Origin of the sequence: Brakhagea baltica, assembly GCF_052161605.1 — a bacterium.
Lineage (GTDB): Bacteria > Planctomycetota > Planctomycetia > Pirellulales > Pirellulaceae > JBKCUI01.
The window spans coordinates 4,582,716-4,602,609 of record NZ_CP197409.1 but is presented as its reverse complement, the minus strand read 5'-3'; the positions used below and the strand labels follow the sequence as shown (position 1 = coordinate 4,602,609).

Here is a 19,894-nt window from a genome sequence, read left to right as displayed (position 1 = left end):
GAAACCAAACATGTTGAAAAGCTTGCGAAAACTGATCTAAACATGATAACTGGCCGAATGCTTTCTGGCCATGGTTGGAATTTGGTTCATTAGCGAATTGAGCGTAACATTCGTCGCACGAGGGGGGGCTTACCTCGGGATCTATACCTCGCGATCTAAAACAATTCGCGGATTTCGCGGTAGCCGAAGTCGACTAAGGGGAACGGTCTACCAGCCGGTCCAGGCAGATGAGACTCGAGATCTAAGCCCAGCGAATGGAGAATCGTAGCCACGATTTCAGGGGGCTCGGTGGGCCGGTCAGCAGGTACCGCAGCAATCGGATCGCTCGCTCCTACCACACGGCCTCCTTGTACGCCACCGCCAGCAAAATAAACGGTAAAACATTGCGGCCAATGATCTCGTCCTCCTGCTGGATTCACCTTGGGGGTCCGACCAAACTCTGCCAAATTGCAAACAAGCGTGTCTTCCAACAAACCTCGTTGCGACAAATCCTGTATCAATGCCGAATACCCTTGGTCGTACATCGGCGCAACCTGCTGCTTCATGCCTTCGATCGACGTAAACGGCTTGCTGCCGTGGATGTCCCAGCTTACGTCATCAAAGACTGTGAGAAAGGTATTGATGGTAACAAAGCGAACTCCCGCTTCAATGAGACGGCGTGACAGCAAACAGCATTGGCCAAATCGATTCATACCGTATCGCTCTCTCACCTCGATCGGCTCCTTGGAGAGATCGAATGCATCGCGGGCTTGTGTGCTGGTCATCAATCGATAGGCCGACTGGAAATTCTCATCCATGATGCGGGCCGACTCACTCGCCTCGAACTTCTTCATCGTGCTCTCTACGGCTTCTCGCATGCGGCGACGACGATCGATTCTTGCTACGCCGATCGTGTCTGGCGGAATCAAATCTGGTACCTTGAAGTCTGGTTTCGACGGGTCCGCCATCAGGGCGAAAGGATCGTGCGACTTGCCTAAAAAACCCCCAGCCTGTCCATTCGGTAGGTTCCCTCCGCCTCGCCCCATGATTTCAGGTAAAACGATATGTGGTGGCAAATCGTTGCGTCGCCCCAGCAGGTAACTAGCCGCAGATCCAACGTGTGGCGTGTTGACTCCACCCGAGAATTGACGACCGGTCTGCATGATTTGCCATCCGGCATCATGAACGGCTGCCCCGCGATGAAAGCAAGACCGCACCAACGAAAACTTGTCCGCAATCTTGGCATGCTCAGGAAAGAGCTCCGAGATCTGAATACCAGGTGCATTGGTTGCGATCGGCTGAAACGGCCCGCGAATCTCGACGGGAGCCTCTGGCTTCATATCGAACGTGTCCAGTTGACTCGGGGCTCCCAAATTGAAAATCATGATGACCGAGCGATTGCTTTTGTTCGCAGGAACTTTGCCCGCATCGCTGGCTGCTAACAACTGCGGCAATCCTAGTCCTATAGCACCGAGGGTGCCCACTTGCAGAAAGTCACGCCGAACAACTCCGTTGCACGTATGTGCTGAGCCTTTTCCGATGAAGGATAACATGATCTATAGATTAAGCCGTTTAAAGGGAGATGGAGAGGGGAGGGGCTGACACATTCCATGCCAGTTCTTGATATCATAGTCGATTTTACGTTGTCTATTCGATGATTAGTGTGAACGCCCCTGTATAAAAATGGGTGCTGTAGTCCTTGGGGGCTGTTTCTTTTGTCAAAGCTTCAACCCTCTCATTGGCAGCGGCAAGGGCCGCTTCCAGAGCTGGTTTCTCGGGACTGGATTCGTACGCAGGCAATTTCGCGGTAAGTCTGTCCCGGTACTCGACATGCCGGGCAAGGAGCTCTGGATGTACGGGCATTTTCCAAACCATTTCTGCTAGGAAGCAAATCGAGTAAATGCCGGGCGGCGTGTCTGCTGCGGTTACAATCTCTCGCTCAGTCGAGGTCGCATCCGGAGCCACCTCCCATTCGGCAATAGTCACTTTGGGGGGGAGGTTTTGCGCACGCAAGATTGCTTTGGCTTCTCCCCCAGCTCTACGAACAACACTTAGCGGAAGAACTGTCTTTTCTCCTGCTTTAACCCGCAGGGTTTTCTCTTGTGCGGGCTGGATGGTAATCGGGGCCGTTTCCTCGTTGACACTTAGCCATAGTTCCTCGCAAAGCCTTGACTGCACCGGACCGCGTTCGGCTGATGGGTTTTGCCAGATCGTCGCCATTGCGACACGTTGCTCGAGGCTGATGTCATTGTGCTGGCCAGTTGCCGTAATCCGCATAGGTCCGTTCCACGCTGCGGCCTCTTCGGAAGCTGTTAGCAAAATGGTGATCTCGTTTTGCGACGGTTGAATGATGGTTTCGGGGGCTGTTACTCCATCTGGTAAGCCCTCAAAGCGAAGGGTTATCGGGCCACTAAATCCACCGTGCCGCGTCGCTACTACGTGCACTGGAAAAGTGCCTGATCGCTGGAGATAAGCTCCCGCTACTCGGGTCTGGGGTGGATTATTGCTCCACGGCCCAAAATGTGCCAAGCATTGCAATCGCGAGTTCGGTGCAGCGATTCGTAACTTAGCTAGTTCATCTAGCAGATTGACTCGTGTTTGCAGATTCTGAACAAGCAAATACACCGTGCCACCGCTCACCTCGGGGACTTGAATGATGGCATGTGGATCCAAGTTTCCCGTATTGATACCTTTTGAGCCAAATGCTGGTGAGTCCTCTAGGACTTGAAACTGCCCGTCTAGTTCCCCATCCCTTAGTGTGTGATAGGCAATGATACGATAATCGGTTGGCTGGCCGATGGAGTTGGATATAAGTTGGCATTCTAGGAGTTCGTTAACAGAAGCTGTCACTTTGACCACGAATGACTTTCCTGCGGGGAACTGGATCTCGGATCCTGCGGAAACCTCGATAATTTCTTCATTGGAGGCAAGTGTTTTGGTGGCGTCATTGATCGGCAGTTCTGGCAAATCCGATGCGAGCACGGCCGATGCGGGCTTCGCCACGCTGGGACTCCAAATCGTAGGAGCCGGTGATTCGCTCAGAGTTATTAAGAATGGAAAAGCCTGTCCACCTCGGTAAAGCTCGTCATGGATTTCAAGCTTGAGACTGCTTTCAGCGGAGTGAGTTGCAGCAGGAACTTCTTCGAGCAAAACCCTTGCAGGCAGCGACCCGAGCGTTCGCGCAGAGGCGATCGTTCGTTGCTCGGAGATCTTTAAACCCAACTTGAGGAGTGCAGGAGAGTCGATTCCGCGGGTTGCGGCTATGAGTTGCATGGAGGAAGAGTTTGGGGGAATCGTCTCGGGGGCAACCTGAAGTTCGTTTTTCTTGAGAGGTGTTGTTTGTCCGAGATAGATGATACCTTTTCGAAGTGTGGCTTTCTCTGTCGGTGTTGTGGGTAATAAGTCGACTTGTTCCTTGGTAATTACAATCGGTCTTGGGTTTGCGGCACCATATCGTCCGATCGCTATCGCTTGGTAGATTCCCGGGGGAACGTCATCCGCCGCTTGGATTCGAAAGTGTCCGAAACGTTTTTGAGGAATGTCATCAAACGGAAGAGGTGGATCCGAGATCAGTTCCGCTTGGATGCCTGGGTGGTTGATCTGAAGCTGTTCGACATCTTGCACGTTGAGCCCGATTACTTGTACCTCTCGCGAGGTGCCCGCCTGAAGAATTGGTGGGTAAAGGTAATCGACTGAGATCGCTTGCGGTTGCCCGAATAATCGAACGGGGAGTGCATGCACAAGCAATCCATAAAAAAACAATGTCAGGCAAGCAGCCCGAAGGGAACCTGGGAGGTAGGTCATGGAGCAGAGGTTTAGGTAGGAAAAACAAAGGAGGGCCGTGGCAGACAGGTAAATTTCCATCTGCACGTCCCGTCATTATAGCTACTGTGTTGCTTCGGTGTGAGATTCCCAGGAGTAAGAGCGGTAGTAGACCAGCTCTGGGGGGGGCGATTGAGAGTACTGGCGATCTAGGCCTCAGGAACGCTATCTGGATCTGTATTGACGGCCTACATCGGTGATAGCTAATCTGCCCACCCATGCATTCGAGAATCTCGCAAAATTCGCTTTTCAAGTTGATAGTCAATTGGCTATTGGTGGCTGCGCGTCTGGAGCGGAAGCTCATGGGGGCCGGGGCTGCTAGGCTCAGCCTGGGGGCTAGGTGTGGCGGGATGACGCCTCAGCATCTTGCGACCGTGGTCGCCTGTGGATTGACGGTATTGAGTCTCAGTCAATCCATTTTGGCGGATGAGTTTGCACGCCAGGCGACGGATGGGCTGCCTCCCGTTGTGCCTGCTTACTTCTTCCAGATTGAGGAGATGCCGGAACTGCCGCTGCTCAGGATGGGGCCGGAGCTCGACTTGGGTTTGCTCCCAGATCGCCCCAAAGGAGATGATAAGGAAAGTAAGAAGAAGCATTGGTTCGACAAGCTTTCCATCACCGGCTACGCACAATTCCGTTACAACCATACGACGTATTTAGCCGACGGCTCAGCACCTGCGACACACGCTGGAGATAGCTCAATCGGCGAAAATCAGAGCTTTCTGATTCGTCGCGCACGATTGATTCTCGCATCCAACGTTTCCGACCATCTATTCGTCTACTTGCAGCCAGATTTTGCTAGCACTCCGCCCGGCAGCCAAGACTCCAACCAGTTTGCGCAAATTCGTGACTGGTACGGTGATATCTATTTAGACAAAGATCGTGTCAATCGAATTCGTGTTGGGCAATCCAAGATTCCTTACGGATGGGAAAACATGCAGTCCAGTTCGAGACGATTGCCGCTAGATCGAAACGATGCTTTCAATAGCGCCGTGCGGAACGAACGCGATCTGGGGATTCTCTATTACTGGACCCCCCGTTACGTTCAGGAAACGTTTTTGGAGATTCAGGAAAAAGGTCTTAAGGGCTCGGGAAACTATGGGGCTTTCGGGATCGGTATCTACAATGGGCAGGGTGGCTCCTTTCGCGAACAGAATGACGGTGTCCACTTGGTTAGTCGCTTTACATGGCCGTTCAAATTCGCATCGGGTCAGATTCTGGAGCTTGGGATTCAGGGATACACGGGAGATTACGTCGTGCTCGGTGCTCCCATTCATCCGTTGGGCTTCGGGCCATCGGCAGTGCCATTAGGAACACGGGATGCCGGTGGTAGGCAGGGTCTGACCGATCAGCGACTGGGGTGGACTGCGGTGTACTATCCGCAGCCCTTAGGTTTTCAGGTGGAATGGACGGTTGGCCGCGGACCAGCTTTGAATGCCGCACAGAACGCTGTTGAAATTCAGAGTCTCAGTGGTGGATACGCGATGGTGATGTATCAGCTCAACGACTTTCATGGAACATGGACCCCATTTGGTCGCTATTCCTTTTTTGATGGCGGGTATAAATCTGCTATCAACGCACCGCAGAGCTATATATCAGAATTCGAGGTTGGTCTCGAATGGGAGCCTAGGAAAGATATGCGTCTAAACATGATGTATACCTTTACAGATCGCACCAACCTGCAGGCGTTGAGCGGAGGGCGGCAGTCCTATGATCAATTCGTAGGGCAGATCTGGCGAACGCAGCTTCAGATTAATTACTGACGAGCCAAGGCAGTCACTGGCTGCTCTATTGATTCGCCGCGTTTCGGCAGCTTGGAGCGATATTGAGCAAGTCTTTGATCTACTTCTCTGCGTTGGTCAGCTGGAGCAATGGCTAGGCTCTTCTGGTTCCATTCGACCGCTTCGTCGATATTCCCAAGCTCCGCGTGCGCAGCTGCCATGGTTCCCAGGCATATCCAGCGGCTGTAATTACACAATTCACACGCTCGTCGTGCATTTTCCAAAGCAGCAACGCCATCGCGTATCGTGTCGTCCGGGCAAGTTGCTTGAACCCAAGCTAGCGCGTTGTAGCCATCGGGAAGTTTTGGATCCAATCGAATGGCTTCTCGGAAGTCTGCAACCGCCCGTTTAAAGTTTCCTTGGGCAGCCCATACAGATCCTCGATTATGCCAGGTCATTGCAGATTGCGGATCCAATCGCAAGGCTTCGTTGTAGTCTCCTAGAGCCAGCTCCAACTCGCCCTTGTGTTTAAACGCTATCGCTCGGTTACTATACGAAAATCGATTTCGCGGATTGATTTTCAATGACTCTGTAAAGTCCACAATCGCGTTATCGACATCTCCAGCTTTCTGCCACAGAACACCGCGAATTATATGCAGGGTCTCGTCCTTTGGATTGCGTTTAAGTAGTTCGGTGAAGTGATCAATCGCTTCGGAAAGTGGCAGAACGTGCTTGAGAGAAACCCAGCCCGATCGGCGGTTCGCAGCTGCTACCCATTCGCCCTCGACTTTTGTGGCAATGAAAGGAAAACCACGTGGAAGGGTTTCAAGCTCCTCAGTTCCTACTCGAATCGCTGTCTGTTCAACAACGACCATAAGTTGACCGGGTTTTGTGTTAGAACCCGGGGAATTCTCCATGCCGTAGCCTACACAAGCTGCTAGGGCGCATGATATACAAAGTGTGCCAACGTGTACAAACCTGAACAAAACCAACCCTACCTCAACAATAGGAAAAGTGGCGAGAGCTACCCGGTGGTACACCTCCCCCGCACACAGTGTCAGCGGATTGTAGTTAAAGAAAGAGAGTTTACTATCAGTGCTCGTTGAGAATTAACACGTTCTTAACACTGTCGCTTTCTTAACATATTCTTAACATATTGTTCAGTCAGACCATATGGCAGCTTCCACACGGAGCGCATGTAAAAAGAGGTATTGGGCAAGCGGCAAATAAAAAACTTCTACATCGTTTTTAGCAAACACATCGCGAAGCGATGCTAATTATCGCGGAGCGGGCGCGAGCCCTGCGTTAGGGCTCTAACGCCATCAAAGCCCATTATTGTACCCAGCTACCTTACTCACTAAATAGTTTTGGGGTTCGTCGCCAAAGGCGACTCTCGGGCTCGCATCGCCCGTCACCGTATGGCTCGCACCATTACGCTACTAATTGCGGGTGCTTTGAGATGCTCGTTACAACTACGAGTATCTTCTTTTGCGTATACCTAGTTGTATGATCAGCGATTCGCGGCGAAAAGCTCAGCGTAGGCTAAGGCCCATTGCTCGATGAGTTCTTTGAATCGCTCTAAATCGGCTTCTCCGATCGGCTGGTAGAAGCTCCGGCTTAACAGCTCGCGATTGGCGATGGTACCTTTCGCTTGCAGATCCAAAACATTGAACTCATTGTGCGGGCGAACGGACATCTCAAAGCGACTATACATCGTGGAGCGACGCCCTTTGTCGAGCACGAGATCATCTCGCACGCACGCGCCACCCCAACCGGCGTCTCCGAAGACCGATTGATACCGGAAGCCGGGGAACAGATCGATCAGCTTCTTAATGACGTGTTCAATCTGTTCGGAGAGAACCAGTCGATACTTACCATGCAGCCGTTTGAATTCCTCAGCTTCCATCCGTTTGCGATCCGCCTCGGATTGGAATTGGGAAGCTTGGCTGCGACCTCTGGCGGCCGCTTGACGTAGGCGTTCTTCGAATTCACTCATCGAGATTTACGCAACAGGTCCGTTGGAAGTATCGTCTGCGTTCTGAGGTGCCACCTGCTGAGGTTCCACAACCGGCGCTGGTTTGGTTTCTGGCACGATCTCTGTCTCAGGCGTGGATTTCTTGATGAACTGCATCAAATCGGAGAAGGATCGCAATGGCTCCTTGCCCTGTTGCATGGCTTCCGTGATCGGCACAACCGGCTTTGGTGGCTCGACACGTGCAGGCCGCCTGCTGTCTCGACGATCATTTCCGGAATCGTTCGATCTGTCGTTGCGACCGCGTCCTGATCTGCCTCGATCGTTTCGTGAACGGTCGTTTCGACCACCGAATGAACCTCGGTTTCCACCACCCGATCGATCACCCCCTTCTCGGTTGCCGTCGCGTCCACCCGATGAACCGGTGCGTCCGCCAGTGCCAGCTCCCTGAGCACTACGTCCAGTTGCTCCATGTCCAGATGCACCGCGATCGGCTGTACCGCGACCACCGGCTCCCCGCTCTCCCGACGGCCTCGAGCCACGGGATTCGCTGTCTCGGTCGTCGCGTGGCTCTCGCGTTGATTTGCTACCAGGTGGAATCGCGCTGAGTGCGACTCGCTTCTTCTTCTCGTCGATGTTGACGACCCAGACGTTCAGCAAATCACCCGCTTGAACATATTGATGCGGATCCTCGAGGTATCGATCGGAAAGCCGGCTGATATGAATCAGCCCGTTGCATTCCGGTCCAAGCTCGACGAACACACCAAAATCGGTGACGCTCAGCACCAACGCTTGAAGCATGTCGCCAGGACTCAGCGAATCAAGCCTCGGCATCTTGCTGATCAAAGGCACTGGGTATCGGAAGTCTCGATCATCCGCGAACGGGAACTGGAGTGCGTTGGCCACTCGACGTAGCTTCTCACGCCCTACCTGCCAGCTTCTGGCTAGTCGTTCTGCGTCGATCGAAAGAGGGGTGCGCTGCATTGGTTCGCGAACGATTGGCGGCATGTGAGACGCGACCTCGCCAGCTGTCGTGGTCGCGACTGGAGTGCTCGTCTCGGCTGCTTGGCTTTCACCGGTCACATCAGCAATTGCCTCGGTTGATTCGATTGCCTCGTCAGCGGCAGAGCTATCGGCTGTTGAACTAGCCGTTGCTGAGTCGTCGACCGAGGAACCGTCAGCTTCGGAACTATCAGTTGCAGCGGCTTCGACCGGAGATGCCGCCTCCTCTACACTTGATTCCATTTCTGCGGCAACCGTGCTATCGGTCGCTGCTTCGAGGTTGGTCTCGGTAGAAGACTCTGCGTCGGATTCCGATCCTTCTGCCTCGTGGGCATCTGCTTCTGGCATCACTCCAAATGCCGCTTGTTGGTCCCGCAGCTTCTGATCGGCTGCGGCGTTTGCCTCCTCAATCTTGCTGAAGTCTGGCTTTACCCAGCCTTCAGGATGGCTTGGCGGAACAGGCAAACTAGCATGTTCAACCAACCTTTGGGCCAATCGATAATCGTCTGGGTGAATAGTTGTGGCATCGTAGGTCACTTCGCTGCCAAAGACTCGCAGAAAGCCGATTGCTTGGCGAGCTTGAGACTCCGACAAATTCTCCTTAAGGACGGTCATCAGCGATTCACGGTTGGTGATACGCTCTTCCTGGCAAGCCTGTGCGACAGCCTTGGCTGCCTGAAGTGTCATCCCTGGTGCGCGTTGCAATACCTCTGGCTCGGTGTGGAAAATATCCAATCCCGACTTGGAAATTGCCGATGACACGGCATCGCGCAGAGCGAGTTCTAATTCTGCTTGAGGAATTTCGCGATGATAAGAACCAAGCCGCAATCGCGTTGGTTCTACCTTGAGGATTTGTCGGAGCGGATCCTGGAGACGACGAGCCAGCCATACGGCCGCACGGTGCCGCCGCGAGATGTGCGGCAACTCGACCAAGCAAATGCGCGAGCTGCAATAGGCATCCGCACCCGCACGATCGACCATGGTCCAATAAAGCGATCCCTCGTTGGATTGCTTGAGCAGTTCCGCAATAGGCTGTGTCAGATAGCGACGAGCAGGACCGTTGGATAAAGTAATTAACGTCACTTTATGCTCGTGGACCCAGCTACCCAAGGTCACTACGCTTTGGGCGACTATATCGGCTCGATTGCTGTTGCAAGGGATCTCACCGGTGAACAATACTTCGCCGTTTGCATCGACGACCGCGACAGCTGCCATCTTGGGCCCGAGTGCGTCAACGATCATGATGCGATGACCATGGATCGGACGCTGTAGCATGATTCCTTGCAAGTGCCCGATGGCAGACTCGGTCAGCTCCTCATTGGCAAACTCCTCAAGGATCGCCATAACATCTTGGTGCACCCGAGGGAGCAAGAACGTGTCCAGTGCCGATTCTGCTAATTGAAGCAGGAATCCGTGCATAGGATGTCGGCCTGGGCAAAGTGCTTCGCGGCACTTCTGGATGAGCGGCTTGCGATCGTATTGGAAATTCAACTGAATGATCTGCGATCGCAATCCGCGAGTGATCATCAGAATCTGGTAAGGAGTCAAATTGCCAACTTGCTTCTTCAGCTTTGCGTAGGATTCGAGAATATTTCGAATCCAGCGTCGGCGTCGCTGACGAGGCGAGAGCTGCTTATCTGAAAGGCTCTTGGTCTTGAGAGGCTTGGTTGATTTCTTGCCTTGATTAAACTCAGCGATCAGCGGAGCAACGCTGTCCTCTGCAGCCGAGGGGCTTAGGTCGTCGCTGCTAACGCTGGAGGTTGGGGGAGTGGTCGCATCAGTGTTGGTCGCATCAGTGTCTGTTGCGACGTGTTCGACAGCGGTGGTCTCGACAGCGGTGATCTCGGCATCGACGTGTTCAGCATCGACGAGATCGCTGGGCTCATGTGGGGCACTTGCTTCGGAAAGTGGAGTTGCTTCATCAGCAGGCATCGCACCGTCAGCAACCACGTCGGCGACGGGATTAGCATCAACGCTAGCCGTTGTCGGATCGGCTTGGGGTGCTGCTCCTGGTTCCGCTCTGTCTTCGTGTGCTTCGAGTTCCTTCTCGGCTTGGCTTCCCTTGGGAGGTTCGGGCAATACTTTGACGGAGACGGAGCCTCGGGAGAGAACATACTGCTGTAAGTCAACCATGAGCCGTAGGTCTTCGCCCAGCAGATGGGTCAGCCAGTTCTTCGTTTGCGACAGGAGTTCTTCGGCTTGGTCGGCGGGAACCGATGCTGTTTCCGCAACCCAGGCGAGAAGGTCGCTGGGTGCTTCGCCTTGCATGGTCAGTATAGCTTGCCCGATTGCCGCTGCCGCAGGGTTCTGCTCCGCGATGCTCTTGGCGTTCTTTCGGGACCGAATATGTCGCAAAGTCGTATCGATTTGAGCGATCGATGAGGAGGCTTCAACCACTCCCTTGGCGGTAGCTGGGGCGTTAGGATCTTTCTCCAAGGAGGCAAGAACTTTCGCTTTGTATTCGTCGATCGATTCGATCTGCTTGACGGCTCGCTTGATCGTTGAAAGCGTTAGCTCATCCAGGCCGCCCAACTCATCGGGGCGATAATTCGCCAGATAGTTGGGCTCGTAGCCTTGCTGAATCAATTCGCACGGGAAACGAAGTTGGTCTTCCGGACGGCGCACGCGGCGCGCGATCTCTTGGAGGTTTTTCATATGACTAAGTTTTGTCAGATTGACGTTATCTTGATTTGCCGTAAAGAGATACGGCGACGTTTGGCCTCGGGCGAATCTATGGCAGGGGCTGTGATTTGTCAAGCTTGTATCCTGGCGCGGCGATGGTCCCGCAGGATGAGGAAACGTGGAAATTCTAGGGCTCCGCATAGATTTGGACTCTCGAAATTGAGGTACTCGACGTATCTTAGATAAAATTCGTTTCGCCCTCGCCTCCCTTTGCACCGTACTCATGTCGCAACCTTGGTCTCCCACGTCTTGGAAGAACTTTCCTGCGTCTCAACAACCTACCTACCCTGAGCCCCACACGCTCGAAGAGGTTCTCAAGCAACTCAGACTGCTGCCGCCGCTCGTTACGAGCTGGGAAGTGGACAGCTTGACCAATTCGATCGCCGAGGCCCAGCGAGGAGAAAGCTGGCTTTTGCAAGGTGGCGATTGTGCCGAAACGTTCGAGCAATGCCAAACCGAGCCGATCGCGAGCAAGCTTAAGCTGTTGCTGCAAATGAGTTTAGCTATCGTGTTCGGCTCGCGGAAACGGATCATTCGCGTCGGCCGAATGGCCGGCCAGTACGCAAAACCTCGGTCGAGCGAGGTCGAAACGAAGGGGGGGACTACTCTGCCTTGCTACCGGGGAGACATCGTCAACCGCTACGAGTTCCAGGAAAACTCTCGCCGCCCCGACCCTGTGCTTCTACTGCGGGGTTACGAACGGGCCGCGTTGACGTTGAACTTTATCCGAGCCTTGAGCGAGGGCGGGTTTGCAGATCTTCACCATCCGGAGAACTGGAACCTCCTTTTTGTAAGTCAAGCCAAAGGGGAGGTGGCGGAGCGGTACAAAGATCTACTGAAGTCGCTCGGGAATTCGATCAGTTTTCTAGAAACGATCCTTCGGGATTCGGCTCCTGAGTTGAAGCGGGTTGACTTTTTCACTTCGCACGAAGCTTTGCATCTGGACTACGAGTCGGCCTTCACCAGACCCAGTATTCGAGGGATTGGCTACTACAACCTCGGAACGCACTTTCCGTGGATGGGGGAGCGGACGCGACAAGTCAACGGAGCTCACGTCGAATACTTTCGCGGGATACGCAATCCGATCGCTGTAAAAGTGAGTGGATCAATCCAGAAGGACGAATTGCTCGACTTGATTGAACGCCTCAACCCAGACAATAGGCCTGGGCGTTTGACCCTTATCCATCGCGTTGGTCGCAACAAAGTAGAAACGCTGTTGCCACCTTTGATCGAGGCCGTTGCCAAGGCCAATCGAACGGTGCTATGGGTGTGCGATCCGATGCATGGAAATACGGTTTCCACAACCGGAGGACGCAAGACGAGGCGATTCGACGACATTGTAGATGAGCTAAAACTCTCGTTTGCTATCCATCGCGCCTGTGGATCCATGCTGGGAGGGGCTCACCTAGAATTAACAGGTGAAGACGTAACGGAGTGCGTCGGAGGCTCTGGTGGCTTGACCGAATCGGATCTCGAATCAGCCTACCAAACACAACTCGACCCTCGCTTGAACTACGAGCAGGCGCTTGAGATCGCATTCGAAATTTCCAACCAACTATCGCAGCAACGAATTTGATTCGTTGCTAATGGCGGAGGGTATCGCTGTCACCATGCAATCGAACCGACCTCACCCGAAAAGCAAGCAGCGTTCTGCAATGCAGCCTAAAAATTCGCTCGCTCTATGGGTTTCGTATGGAGTTGTATTGTCTGTCGCTGGCATTATCGCATGGAGTATTTGGACACGCCAAAACCCTCGCGATGCGGAGTCTGGGAGCTATGCCGATCGTTCGGGATCAACGAGTTCATCTACCACAAAGACATCGGATTATATTTCCCTCGCCACCTTTGGTCCTACAATCGAAAACACGGTGGCGCCTCCTAAAGATCGTCCGGAAGGAATGGTATTTATTCCCGGAGGAGAATTCTCCATGGGCTGCGAATCCAAGAACGAATCCCTTTGCAGCACACCGGGAGTTACCTACGACGCAGGGCCCATCCATAGGGTTTATGTGGATCCCTTCTGGATGGACGAAACCGAGGTTACCAACGCACAGTTCAAGCAATTTGTCGAAGAGACTGGCTACATCACCGTGGCAGAAACCAAGCCTACTCTTCAAGATGTGCCGGGTGCTAATCTAGAGAAATTGGTGGCGGGATCTGTCGTATTCCGTCCCACTAGGCTCGCTGTCTCGCTCGACGACTATATGCAATGGTGGGAATACGTCCCAGGAGCCAACTGGAAGCACCCGACCGGCCCAGAATCGAACCTTGATGGCAAAGATGATGAGCCGGTTGTCCACATCGCCTACGACGACGCTTTAGCCTATTGCAAATGGGCCGGAAAACGCTTACCGACGGAGGCGGAATGGGAGTTCGCCGCGCGAGGCGGAATGGCGGGCGAGCTTTACCCGTGGGGGAATCAGTTGCTTGTCAACAATACCTATCAAGCGAATTACTACCAAGGCGCCTTCCCAATCGCATCTGGCGATTCCGCTGCGGATGGTTTCGCTGGTATTGCTCCAGTAAAGCAGTATTCCCCGAATCGCTATGGACTCTATGACATGAGTGGTAACGTCTGGGAGTGGACGAGCGATTGGTATCGTCCAGATTATTACCGGACGCTCAAATCGCAAAATCAGCTGGCTAAAAACCCCAAGGGACCGAGCAGTTCTTTTGATCCTGCGGAGCCAGGGCAAAACAAGAAAGTGCACCGAGGTGGTTCCTTTCTTTGCAGCGATCTTTATTGCAATCGCTACCTCCTGGGAACTCGCGGAAAAGGCGAGGTGAAATCCTCAAGCAACCACGTCGGCTTTCGATGCGTAAAGGACATTAACGGGGCCATCTCGGACTAGGATCTATCCTCAGAACTCTTGATCTGGGTGGGAAATGTGTTGGCATATTTGGTCTCTGGCCACTGGCTATCCAATTCAGGTAAGGCCACGGGTAATTCGTCCCGTTAGGGACGAAATATTGGTAGTAAACAGTAGCCCGATACTCTCCACATGTCCCGTTAGGGACATAATGTCAGTTCCGCTGAACAACCCCGACAAACTAACATTTCGTCCCTAACGGGACGACCAGAACCCAGGACCATCGATTCTTCAGGTAAAGATTGTTCCATGTTAATTTTCTGTCCACAGATCGATTACTTCTAGCAAAGTCCCTGTAATGTTCTTTCCAAGTAGATTCGAGATTACATCAGGGGAGGGGCTGCAGTTCGATCGTTTTATTTCAGAGGTTTTCGAACGCAGTAGCCATCCGGAGAATTTGTGGAGATTTAGTACTCCGGCAGCCCTAGCCGCTGCGAAGGTAATCGCAGACGACAATTCGGCTGCTCCACATTTACGATTTGCAATCGTATCGTCACTTACGCACCCGGAAGATGCTGAACAACAAGACAGACTGGCATTTCTCTCTCTGCTTTCGTTTACGACCCAAGTACCTCGGTTTGGAGATGTCTCAATCTGGTTGCGAGGTCACACGTCAGCTCAGTGATGCCTAAGCAAGCAGAGTTTCGTCACCGAGTCGCTTGATATTTCTCAAGGCTTCCACAAAGCCTTCTGCATCATCGCGCCAGGCGACCTCCGTCGAGACTTTGGTTAGAAGATTTTTAATCTGAACCTTGCCCTCATCGAGCTCTCTGGAGCCTGCGATTAAAGCAATGGGGAAGCCTCGTTGGTCAGCATACTTGAGCTGTTGGGCGAGCTTTTTCTCCTCTGGGTAGACTTCTGCCGAGAAGCCAGCTTCGCGCACAATTTTGGCGAGCTCAAAATAATCGTTGAGTCGAGTAGGATCAAATAATGCGATGAAGACATCGGCGGATGCGTGTTGCTTAGGCAGATGCCCGAGCTGCTCTAGGGCAGCGAGTAAACGATCTAAACCAAGTGATGCACCGATTCCTGGCAGCTGCTGCTTGGTGTAAAGACCGGCCAGATTATCGTAGCGACCACCACTGCAAACGCTCCCGATATTAGGAAGATCGCTCAAAATGGTTTCGAACACAACACCTGTGTAGTAATCCAATCCTCTTGCAATCGAAACGTCGATCCGGAATCGATCCGTGGGTACGCCCGCCGCGACCATAGCTCCAGCAATGTCCCTTAATCGCCCGATACCTTGTTGCCCTGCCTCGTCACCGACGAGCATTTGGTCTAGTTGGCTCAAGACTTGATCGTGCGAGCCGGTGATTGATGCTAGCCCAAGAACGCCGCTGGCTTGTTCATGCGAAAGTCCGTTTTGATCGAGCTCCTTTAGCACGCTTTCAGTTCCCACTTTTTCAAACTTGTCGAGAGCCCGGAGAACGGGGACTGCGAGCTGTTCGAGCCCCTGTTTGCGGAGGAAGGCGGTCAGGATTTGTCGGTTGTTGATGCGGATCACGAATCGCTCAATACCGAGCGCTAAAAGCAATTCGTGAATGACCAATGCCGTCTCGATATCGGAGACGACCCCAGTCGTGCCGATGGTATCAAAATCGCATTGAACGAACTCACGAAATCGACCTGCTTGAGGAGCCTCTCCACGCCATACCGGGGCGATGTGATAGCGTTTGAAAGGGGTGCCGAGTTCGTTGATGTGCTGAGCTGCGAATCGCGCGAAGGGGACCGTCAAATCGAACCGCATGCCGACCTTGCGTCCTCCCGCATCAACAAAGTGGTACATTTGCCGGTCGGTCTCTTCGGACCCTTTGCCTGTCAAAATCTCGAGCAACTCCAATGCGGGAGTATCGATGGGAACGAAGCCGTATCTACGATAGACCGTTCGGGCGACCTCCATGAGTCGCTCGCGAGGGATCATGGCGGAAGGAAGAAAATCGCGAAAGCCTTTTAACGTCCGAGGCTGAATCAATGACATCGGAAAGGGTCGATCTAACAAAAGAGTGGAAAGTTCACCGCTCGACTCGATAGGGAGCTAGCGAAGAATAGGGAGCAATTCGGGTAGCTTGCTGCGAATGTTGGTTAAATCCGAAGAGCCGAAACGAGCTTCCATGTACTCGGCGACTTGCTCAGCCGTTTCAAAGTACATGTCATAAACCGAGTCGTCGTCGTACTCGCAAGAGTCCGTCGTGTAGTCGCGGCAAATCTGCGGCCGTGTTTCATAGATTCCGCATAGGTGGTTGGATTGCAGGTGCTTGCAGTCGGTGTGTACCAACAGGTACCACGTATCGTCCTCGATAAAAACCGATGCGCGATCATGAAGTAAGTACCAGCGAATAAAATCGAGATCTTGGACGCAGTCTGGGGTTTCAATCGGCAAGGCGAAATAGCGACAACACTTTGCCGTGCAGTAAGAGCACAGAACCTCGTCCTTGGGGATTTCCTCCCGGTCTGGCTTTCTGCCATCGATGGTTTTAGCAGGCGACAGGCGAACGGGTTGGAGTGTGGCCGAGCTCATAGTGGGGTCTTCAATTGCAGGTAAACTAAGGCTGTGCGGCGGTTGGAGCGACGCACAGGAATACCAGTAGTCTGTACAAACTAACGGCACATAGCAAGAGAGGCGCGGTAAAAAGGTTCGCAAGTGATTCTCAAAGCGAACCTCTACAGCCGTCTAGTCATTCAGGCGGCGCTCTGAAACTCGGAGTCAGAGCGTTCCGAACTCTTACCCGTGCGGTCAAACCTTTTGCGGATCTCGTAGCGAAAGATCAGAAAAAGCCTGCCGATCTTGGAGTGTTTGCCACTCTTCACGTCAAAGACCTTGCCCAAAGGCCCCGCAAGGATGGCTGGCAGCAGGACCAGTTCAGCGACAACTCCTGCTATAAGGATCATTAACATCAGCCAGCCGAATCGTTGCGTTGGTGTAAAGGTACTCAACGAGAAAACCGAAAGGCCGATACCACTGATGCAAGCTGCTTGCAGTGCCGGGGTGGCGCACTTTTTGTAAGCATGTACGATCGCCGTTTTGACATCCATGCCTTCGTCGAGGTCGCGCCTGAACCAGGCCAGGTAGTGAATGGTATCGTCGACAGCCACGCCTAAAGCAATGCTGGCCGTCATCATCGAGCCAATATCCACCGCAGTTCCCAGCCAACCCATGGCACCAAAAATAACCCCCACTGGGACAACGTTGGGGATCATGGCAATCATGCCAGGTTTGATTCCCCTACAGACAAAAAACATCAGAGGCGATATCGTTAAAAATGCCCAAACAGTACTTTCGACCAAACTGATCAATAACGCTCTCTGAGCCTTGTAGACGATCGGCACAACACCGGTGTACACGGAATTGATCCAGCGATCTGGTGCGTTCTCATCGTGGGCATGCAAGTCGATTACATTGCGAAGGTTTCCTCCTTGAATTGCTCCAACATCGGCGTTCGTGAAGCCACCAGAGAGTACAACTGCATCTGCATCAGCCAGCTTTTGCAGCTCCACAAGTGCGATATCCGTGGGAATCGCGTCCAAGCGAGTCACCTTGATTCGGGCTTTAGCCAAGAGTGAAACCAATTCCTCGGTTCGAACTTTTGCTTTTCGCTGCTCTTCGGGAGACATGTTTCTGCCCGCCGGAGACCAAAGCCGAATGTCCTTGCGAGTGAGTTTCGCATCACCGCTCCACGCCACGATCTGGCGAAGGATCCGAACTCGGTCCTCTTGGGCGAGAATGATCGGTGAAACAGCATCCTTTAACTCAGTTACGAATTGACCGTAGTCAACACCTTGGAACGCTGCGACCCGCAGGCTGATTCGCCAAAGTTCATTTCCCGTATCGGGGTCGATGCGGAGGAACCCCGACTGTATGAACTCGTCCTTTTTGCTCTCGAGGATCTTATTCAATGCCTTCCGGACAAAATACGTCTGAGTGCTGGAGCCTTTGGGGGGGAGATTCGATGCAAAGGTGGCTGCGGAAATGCTGCGCCCCACGATGCCCGGCCCGGCTTCCCCAAACTCCTGGCTGATGACCTCTTGGACACGTATAACGGTCTCCATCCGCTCGATGAAAGAGAGCTTGGTGAGCTCTTCGATATCAAGCTCTTCAGGAATGGTTTCATTCCCTCTCGAAGCTTCTAAAGCTCTGGCATCACTCTCCGCAACATCGGCTGACTTGGCCATGCTGTCCTTGTCGAATTCGACAACGATCTCAAGTGGAACCAGCATCCCCAAGCGATCTTCTAGCCAACGATAGTCTTTAAGGATTCGTGCTTGCGAATCGAATAATTCGAGCAAGTCGATACTGGTTCGGACCTTGGTTACACCGAACGTAATCGTTCCGGCAATCACCAAAAAGGAGATAGCGACAGCAGCGTTGTGGCGAACAATGAACCGTGCAAAGACTCCCCATAGTTTTTCTGCTTTGGTGTCCACCTCGATAGCTTCCGAAGCCTTGCGCCCCTTAGGTTTCGCCCCCAAGTACTCCCCTTCCCAACGCCTCGCATACTTCAGAATGTGAAGAATCGAGGGCAAAAGAAGAAACAGAACGATGTTCAGGCAAATGACGCCGGCGGCGGAATACACTCCAAACTTGCGAATCGGGACCAACTCGCTCGCATAAAGGGACGCTAAGCCCAACGCAGTGGTTACGCCGCAAAGTGTCGCAGGCCTGAGGGCATGGATTACGCCACGTTCCGTCGCCCCGTACAAACCACCCTCTCGCACAGCATCGCGATAGTAGTTGATTAGGTGAACTGCCCCCGAAATGGACAGTACATAAACCAAGGAAGGCATAGTGAGGACGATCGCGTCAACCGTTTGCCCAGTGTAGTGAATAATGGACAAGGCCGTGGCGGCGTTGACGACAGCGCAGAAGAAAACAATTCCCGTCAGAAGTAAGCTTCGCAGTGACCACCAAGCAAGCCCGATTCCCAGTAAGCCCGAGAAGCCCGCCAGTCTTACGAGAGTCCGCTCTCCCTCTTCGTCGATGGATATGTTGTCGACGGGAGGTCCGCCCATATGCAAATCAGGATCCTCAATACCAGCCTTCTCAATGAGCCGTCGCAGCACACCGGGAGGCACGTTGGGCCTGAAAATCCGTTTTTGCTCATGGCCGAGAACTGGCTTTAGCTTAGCCGTTGTGGTCGGGTCCAATGAGACCACTACGCACGTTTGACGTCCGTCTGGACCAATCACCGAACCCTTTAACCTTTGAATCGCATCGGCATAAGCCAACGGATATTGGCCACTCGTTAACTGATTGACGAGCGTTCGCCCCGTGGTTACCCCCTTAAAGTATTGGCGGGCTTCAAGAGAATCTGGATCTTCAGGGGCCGGATCAGACGAATAAATTAGCTCGGCGAGTCTCGCGATCCGAGGATCATCTCCCGATGGATCCCCCTCTGGATCTTCCGTCAGCGTGCATCCATCCCAGCTAATGATGATGAATTGATCTGAGGGAAAGTTCTTTCGAAACCAACTCAACTCCCCCGTTTCCGAGTAGTTTTTGGGGAGCCAGTCCTCAACTTTGTTGACGTTACTCTGAATGGCATTGCCAGCCCCCATAAACGCGAACGGAACCCACAATAGGGCTGGGATGAGAATCAGCCATGCAAATCGGTCGTAGAACGTTTTCTTGTTTGGGTTGCTCGGCCCCACACTCTGCCCCTTGTTCGGTTTCTTACCACTCGAAGTTATGCCCAGCCGGCACAGCAATCCTCCCTAATCGCTCTAGTAGTGTACTAAAGACAACGCATGCGAAACAGTTGCAAAACTGCTCAGCATCAACGAAAAGATTAGATGAGTGTGTTTTTTCTTATTATAAGCCGGGCTGTTTTTGCTTGTGCTTGGTTCAG

12 protein-coding genes are annotated in these 19,894 nt (G+C 53.0%); 4 read left to right on the top strand and 8 right to left on the bottom strand.

Annotated features, from left to right (window positions below; all coding sequences use genetic code 11):
• Positions 1 to 155: 155 nt before the first annotated feature.
• Both SH449x_RS17550 and SH449x_RS17545 read right to left on the bottom strand, forming a co-directional pair.
• Positions 156 to 1,532: a DUF1501 domain-containing protein gene (locus SH449x_RS17550; RefSeq protein ID WP_482377378.1), complete on the bottom strand. Its 1,377-nt coding sequence runs from the start codon at positions 1,530 to 1,532 to the stop codon at positions 156 to 158.
• A 94-nt stretch (positions 1,533 to 1,626) separates the two neighbouring features.
• Positions 1,627 to 3,783: a hypothetical protein gene (locus tag SH449x_RS17545; RefSeq protein WP_482377377.1), complete on the bottom strand. Its 2,157-nt coding sequence runs from the start codon at positions 3,781 to 3,783 to the stop codon at positions 1,627 to 1,629.
• A 236-nt stretch (positions 3,784 to 4,019) separates the two neighbouring features.
• Here SH449x_RS17545 and SH449x_RS17540 point away from each other — a divergent pair, with 236 nt between their 5' ends.
• Positions 4,020 to 5,564 carry a porin gene (locus tag SH449x_RS17540; RefSeq protein WP_482377376.1) on the top strand — a complete coding sequence of 515 codons (1,545 nt, stop codon included), beginning with the start codon at positions 4,020 to 4,022 and terminating at the stop codon, positions 5,562 to 5,564.
• Here the strand turns inward: SH449x_RS17540 and SH449x_RS17535 are convergent.
• The 3 genes from SH449x_RS17535 to SH449x_RS17525 all read right to left on the bottom strand — a co-directional run bounded on the left by SH449x_RS17535 (position 5,558) and on the right by SH449x_RS17525 (position 11,151).
• A complete protein-coding gene (locus SH449x_RS17535; protein ID WP_482377375.1) occupies positions 5,558 to 6,397 on the bottom strand; it encodes a tetratricopeptide repeat protein in 840 nt (279 codons plus the stop codon). The genes SH449x_RS17540 and SH449x_RS17535 overlap by 7 nt on opposite strands.
• A 635-nt stretch (positions 6,398 to 7,032) precedes the next feature.
• Positions 7,033 to 7,518 carry a hypothetical protein gene (locus SH449x_RS17530; protein ID WP_482377374.1) on the bottom strand — a complete coding sequence of 162 codons (486 nt, stop codon included), beginning with the start codon at positions 7,516 to 7,518 and terminating at the stop codon, positions 7,033 to 7,035.
• Between the two features lie 6 nt (positions 7,519 to 7,524).
• Positions 7,525 to 11,151 carry a S1 RNA-binding domain-containing protein gene (locus SH449x_RS17525; RefSeq protein WP_482377373.1) on the bottom strand — a complete coding sequence of 1,209 codons (3,627 nt, stop codon included), beginning with the start codon at positions 11,149 to 11,151 and terminating at the stop codon, positions 7,525 to 7,527.
• Positions 11,152 to 11,401: 250 nt separating this feature from the next.
• On the opposite strand from SH449x_RS17525, the gene SH449x_RS17520 reads away from it, so the two are divergent.
• From SH449x_RS17520 to SH449x_RS17510, 3 genes are all read left to right on the top strand, one after another.
• Entirely contained in the window at positions 11,402 to 12,754 is a 1,353-nt protein-coding gene (locus SH449x_RS17520) for a 3-deoxy-7-phosphoheptulonate synthase class II (protein WP_482377372.1), read from the top strand.
• A gap of 34 nt (positions 12,755 to 12,788) precedes the next feature.
• Complete coding sequence (locus SH449x_RS17515; RefSeq protein ID WP_482377371.1) at positions 12,789 to 14,030, top strand: formylglycine-generating enzyme family protein; 1,242 nt, start codon at positions 12,789 to 12,791, stop codon at positions 14,028 to 14,030.
• A 316-nt stretch (positions 14,031 to 14,346) separates the two neighbouring features.
• Positions 14,347 to 14,673 carry a hypothetical protein gene (locus SH449x_RS17510; protein ID WP_482377370.1) on the top strand — a complete coding sequence of 109 codons (327 nt, stop codon included), beginning with the start codon at positions 14,347 to 14,349 and terminating at the stop codon, positions 14,671 to 14,673.
• 3 nt (positions 14,674 to 14,676) lie between these two features.
• On the opposite strand, the gene hisS is transcribed toward SH449x_RS17510, so the two are convergent.
• The 3 genes from hisS to SH449x_RS17495 all read right to left on the bottom strand — a co-directional run bounded on the left by hisS (position 14,677) and on the right by SH449x_RS17495 (position 19,697).
• The gene (gene hisS, locus SH449x_RS17505) at positions 14,677 to 16,023 is read right to left on the bottom strand and encodes a histidine--tRNA ligase (protein WP_482381835.1); all 1,347 of its coding nucleotides are present in this window, start codon (positions 16,021 to 16,023) and stop codon (positions 14,677 to 14,679) included.
• Positions 16,024 to 16,086: 63 nt separating this feature from the next.
• Positions 16,087 to 16,569, bottom strand: coding sequence for a YkgJ family cysteine cluster protein (locus SH449x_RS17500; protein ID WP_482377369.1), 483 nt, complete (start codon positions 16,567 to 16,569; stop codon positions 16,087 to 16,089).
• Between the two features lie 161 nt (positions 16,570 to 16,730).
• On the bottom strand, positions 16,731 to 19,697 hold the full coding sequence (locus SH449x_RS17495; protein WP_482377368.1) for an efflux RND transporter permease subunit: 2,967 nt from the start codon (positions 19,695 to 19,697) through the stop codon (positions 16,731 to 16,733).
• Between the last annotated feature and the right edge of the window lie 197 nt (positions 19,698 to 19,894).

What these genes read in the sequence shown, in the direction of transcription:
- SH449x_RS17525 (WP_482377373.1), bottom strand. Translation starts at nt 11,151, where the DNA reads ATGAAAAACCTCCAAGAGATCGCGCGCCGCGTGCGCCGTCCGGAAGAC.
- SH449x_RS17550 (WP_482377378.1), bottom strand. Translation starts at nt 1,532, where the DNA reads ATGTTATCCTTCATCGGAAAAGGCTCAGCACATACGTGCAACGGAGTT.
- SH449x_RS17535 (WP_482377375.1), bottom strand. Translation starts at nt 6,397, where the DNA reads ATGGTCGTTGTTGAACAGACAGCGATTCGAGTAGGAACTGAGGAGCTT.
- SH449x_RS17530 (WP_482377374.1), bottom strand. Translation starts at nt 7,518, where the DNA reads ATGAGTGAATTCGAAGAACGCCTACGTCAAGCGGCCGCCAGAGGTCGC.
- SH449x_RS17515 (WP_482377371.1), top strand. Translation starts at nt 12,789, where the DNA reads ATGCAATCGAACCGACCTCACCCGAAAAGCAAGCAGCGTTCTGCAATG.
- SH449x_RS17520 (WP_482377372.1), top strand. Translation starts at nt 11,402, where the DNA reads ATGTCGCAACCTTGGTCTCCCACGTCTTGGAAGAACTTTCCTGCGTCT.
- SH449x_RS17500 (WP_482377369.1), bottom strand. Translation starts at nt 16,569, where the DNA reads ATGAGCTCGGCCACACTCCAACCCGTTCGCCTGTCGCCTGCTAAAACC.
- SH449x_RS17510 (WP_482377370.1), top strand. Translation starts at nt 14,347, where the DNA reads ATGTTCTTTCCAAGTAGATTCGAGATTACATCAGGGGAGGGGCTGCAG.
- SH449x_RS17540 (WP_482377376.1), top strand. Translation starts at nt 4,020, where the DNA reads ATGCATTCGAGAATCTCGCAAAATTCGCTTTTCAAGTTGATAGTCAAT.
- SH449x_RS17545 (WP_482377377.1), bottom strand. Translation starts at nt 3,783, where the DNA reads ATGACCTACCTCCCAGGTTCCCTTCGGGCTGCTTGCCTGACATTGTTT.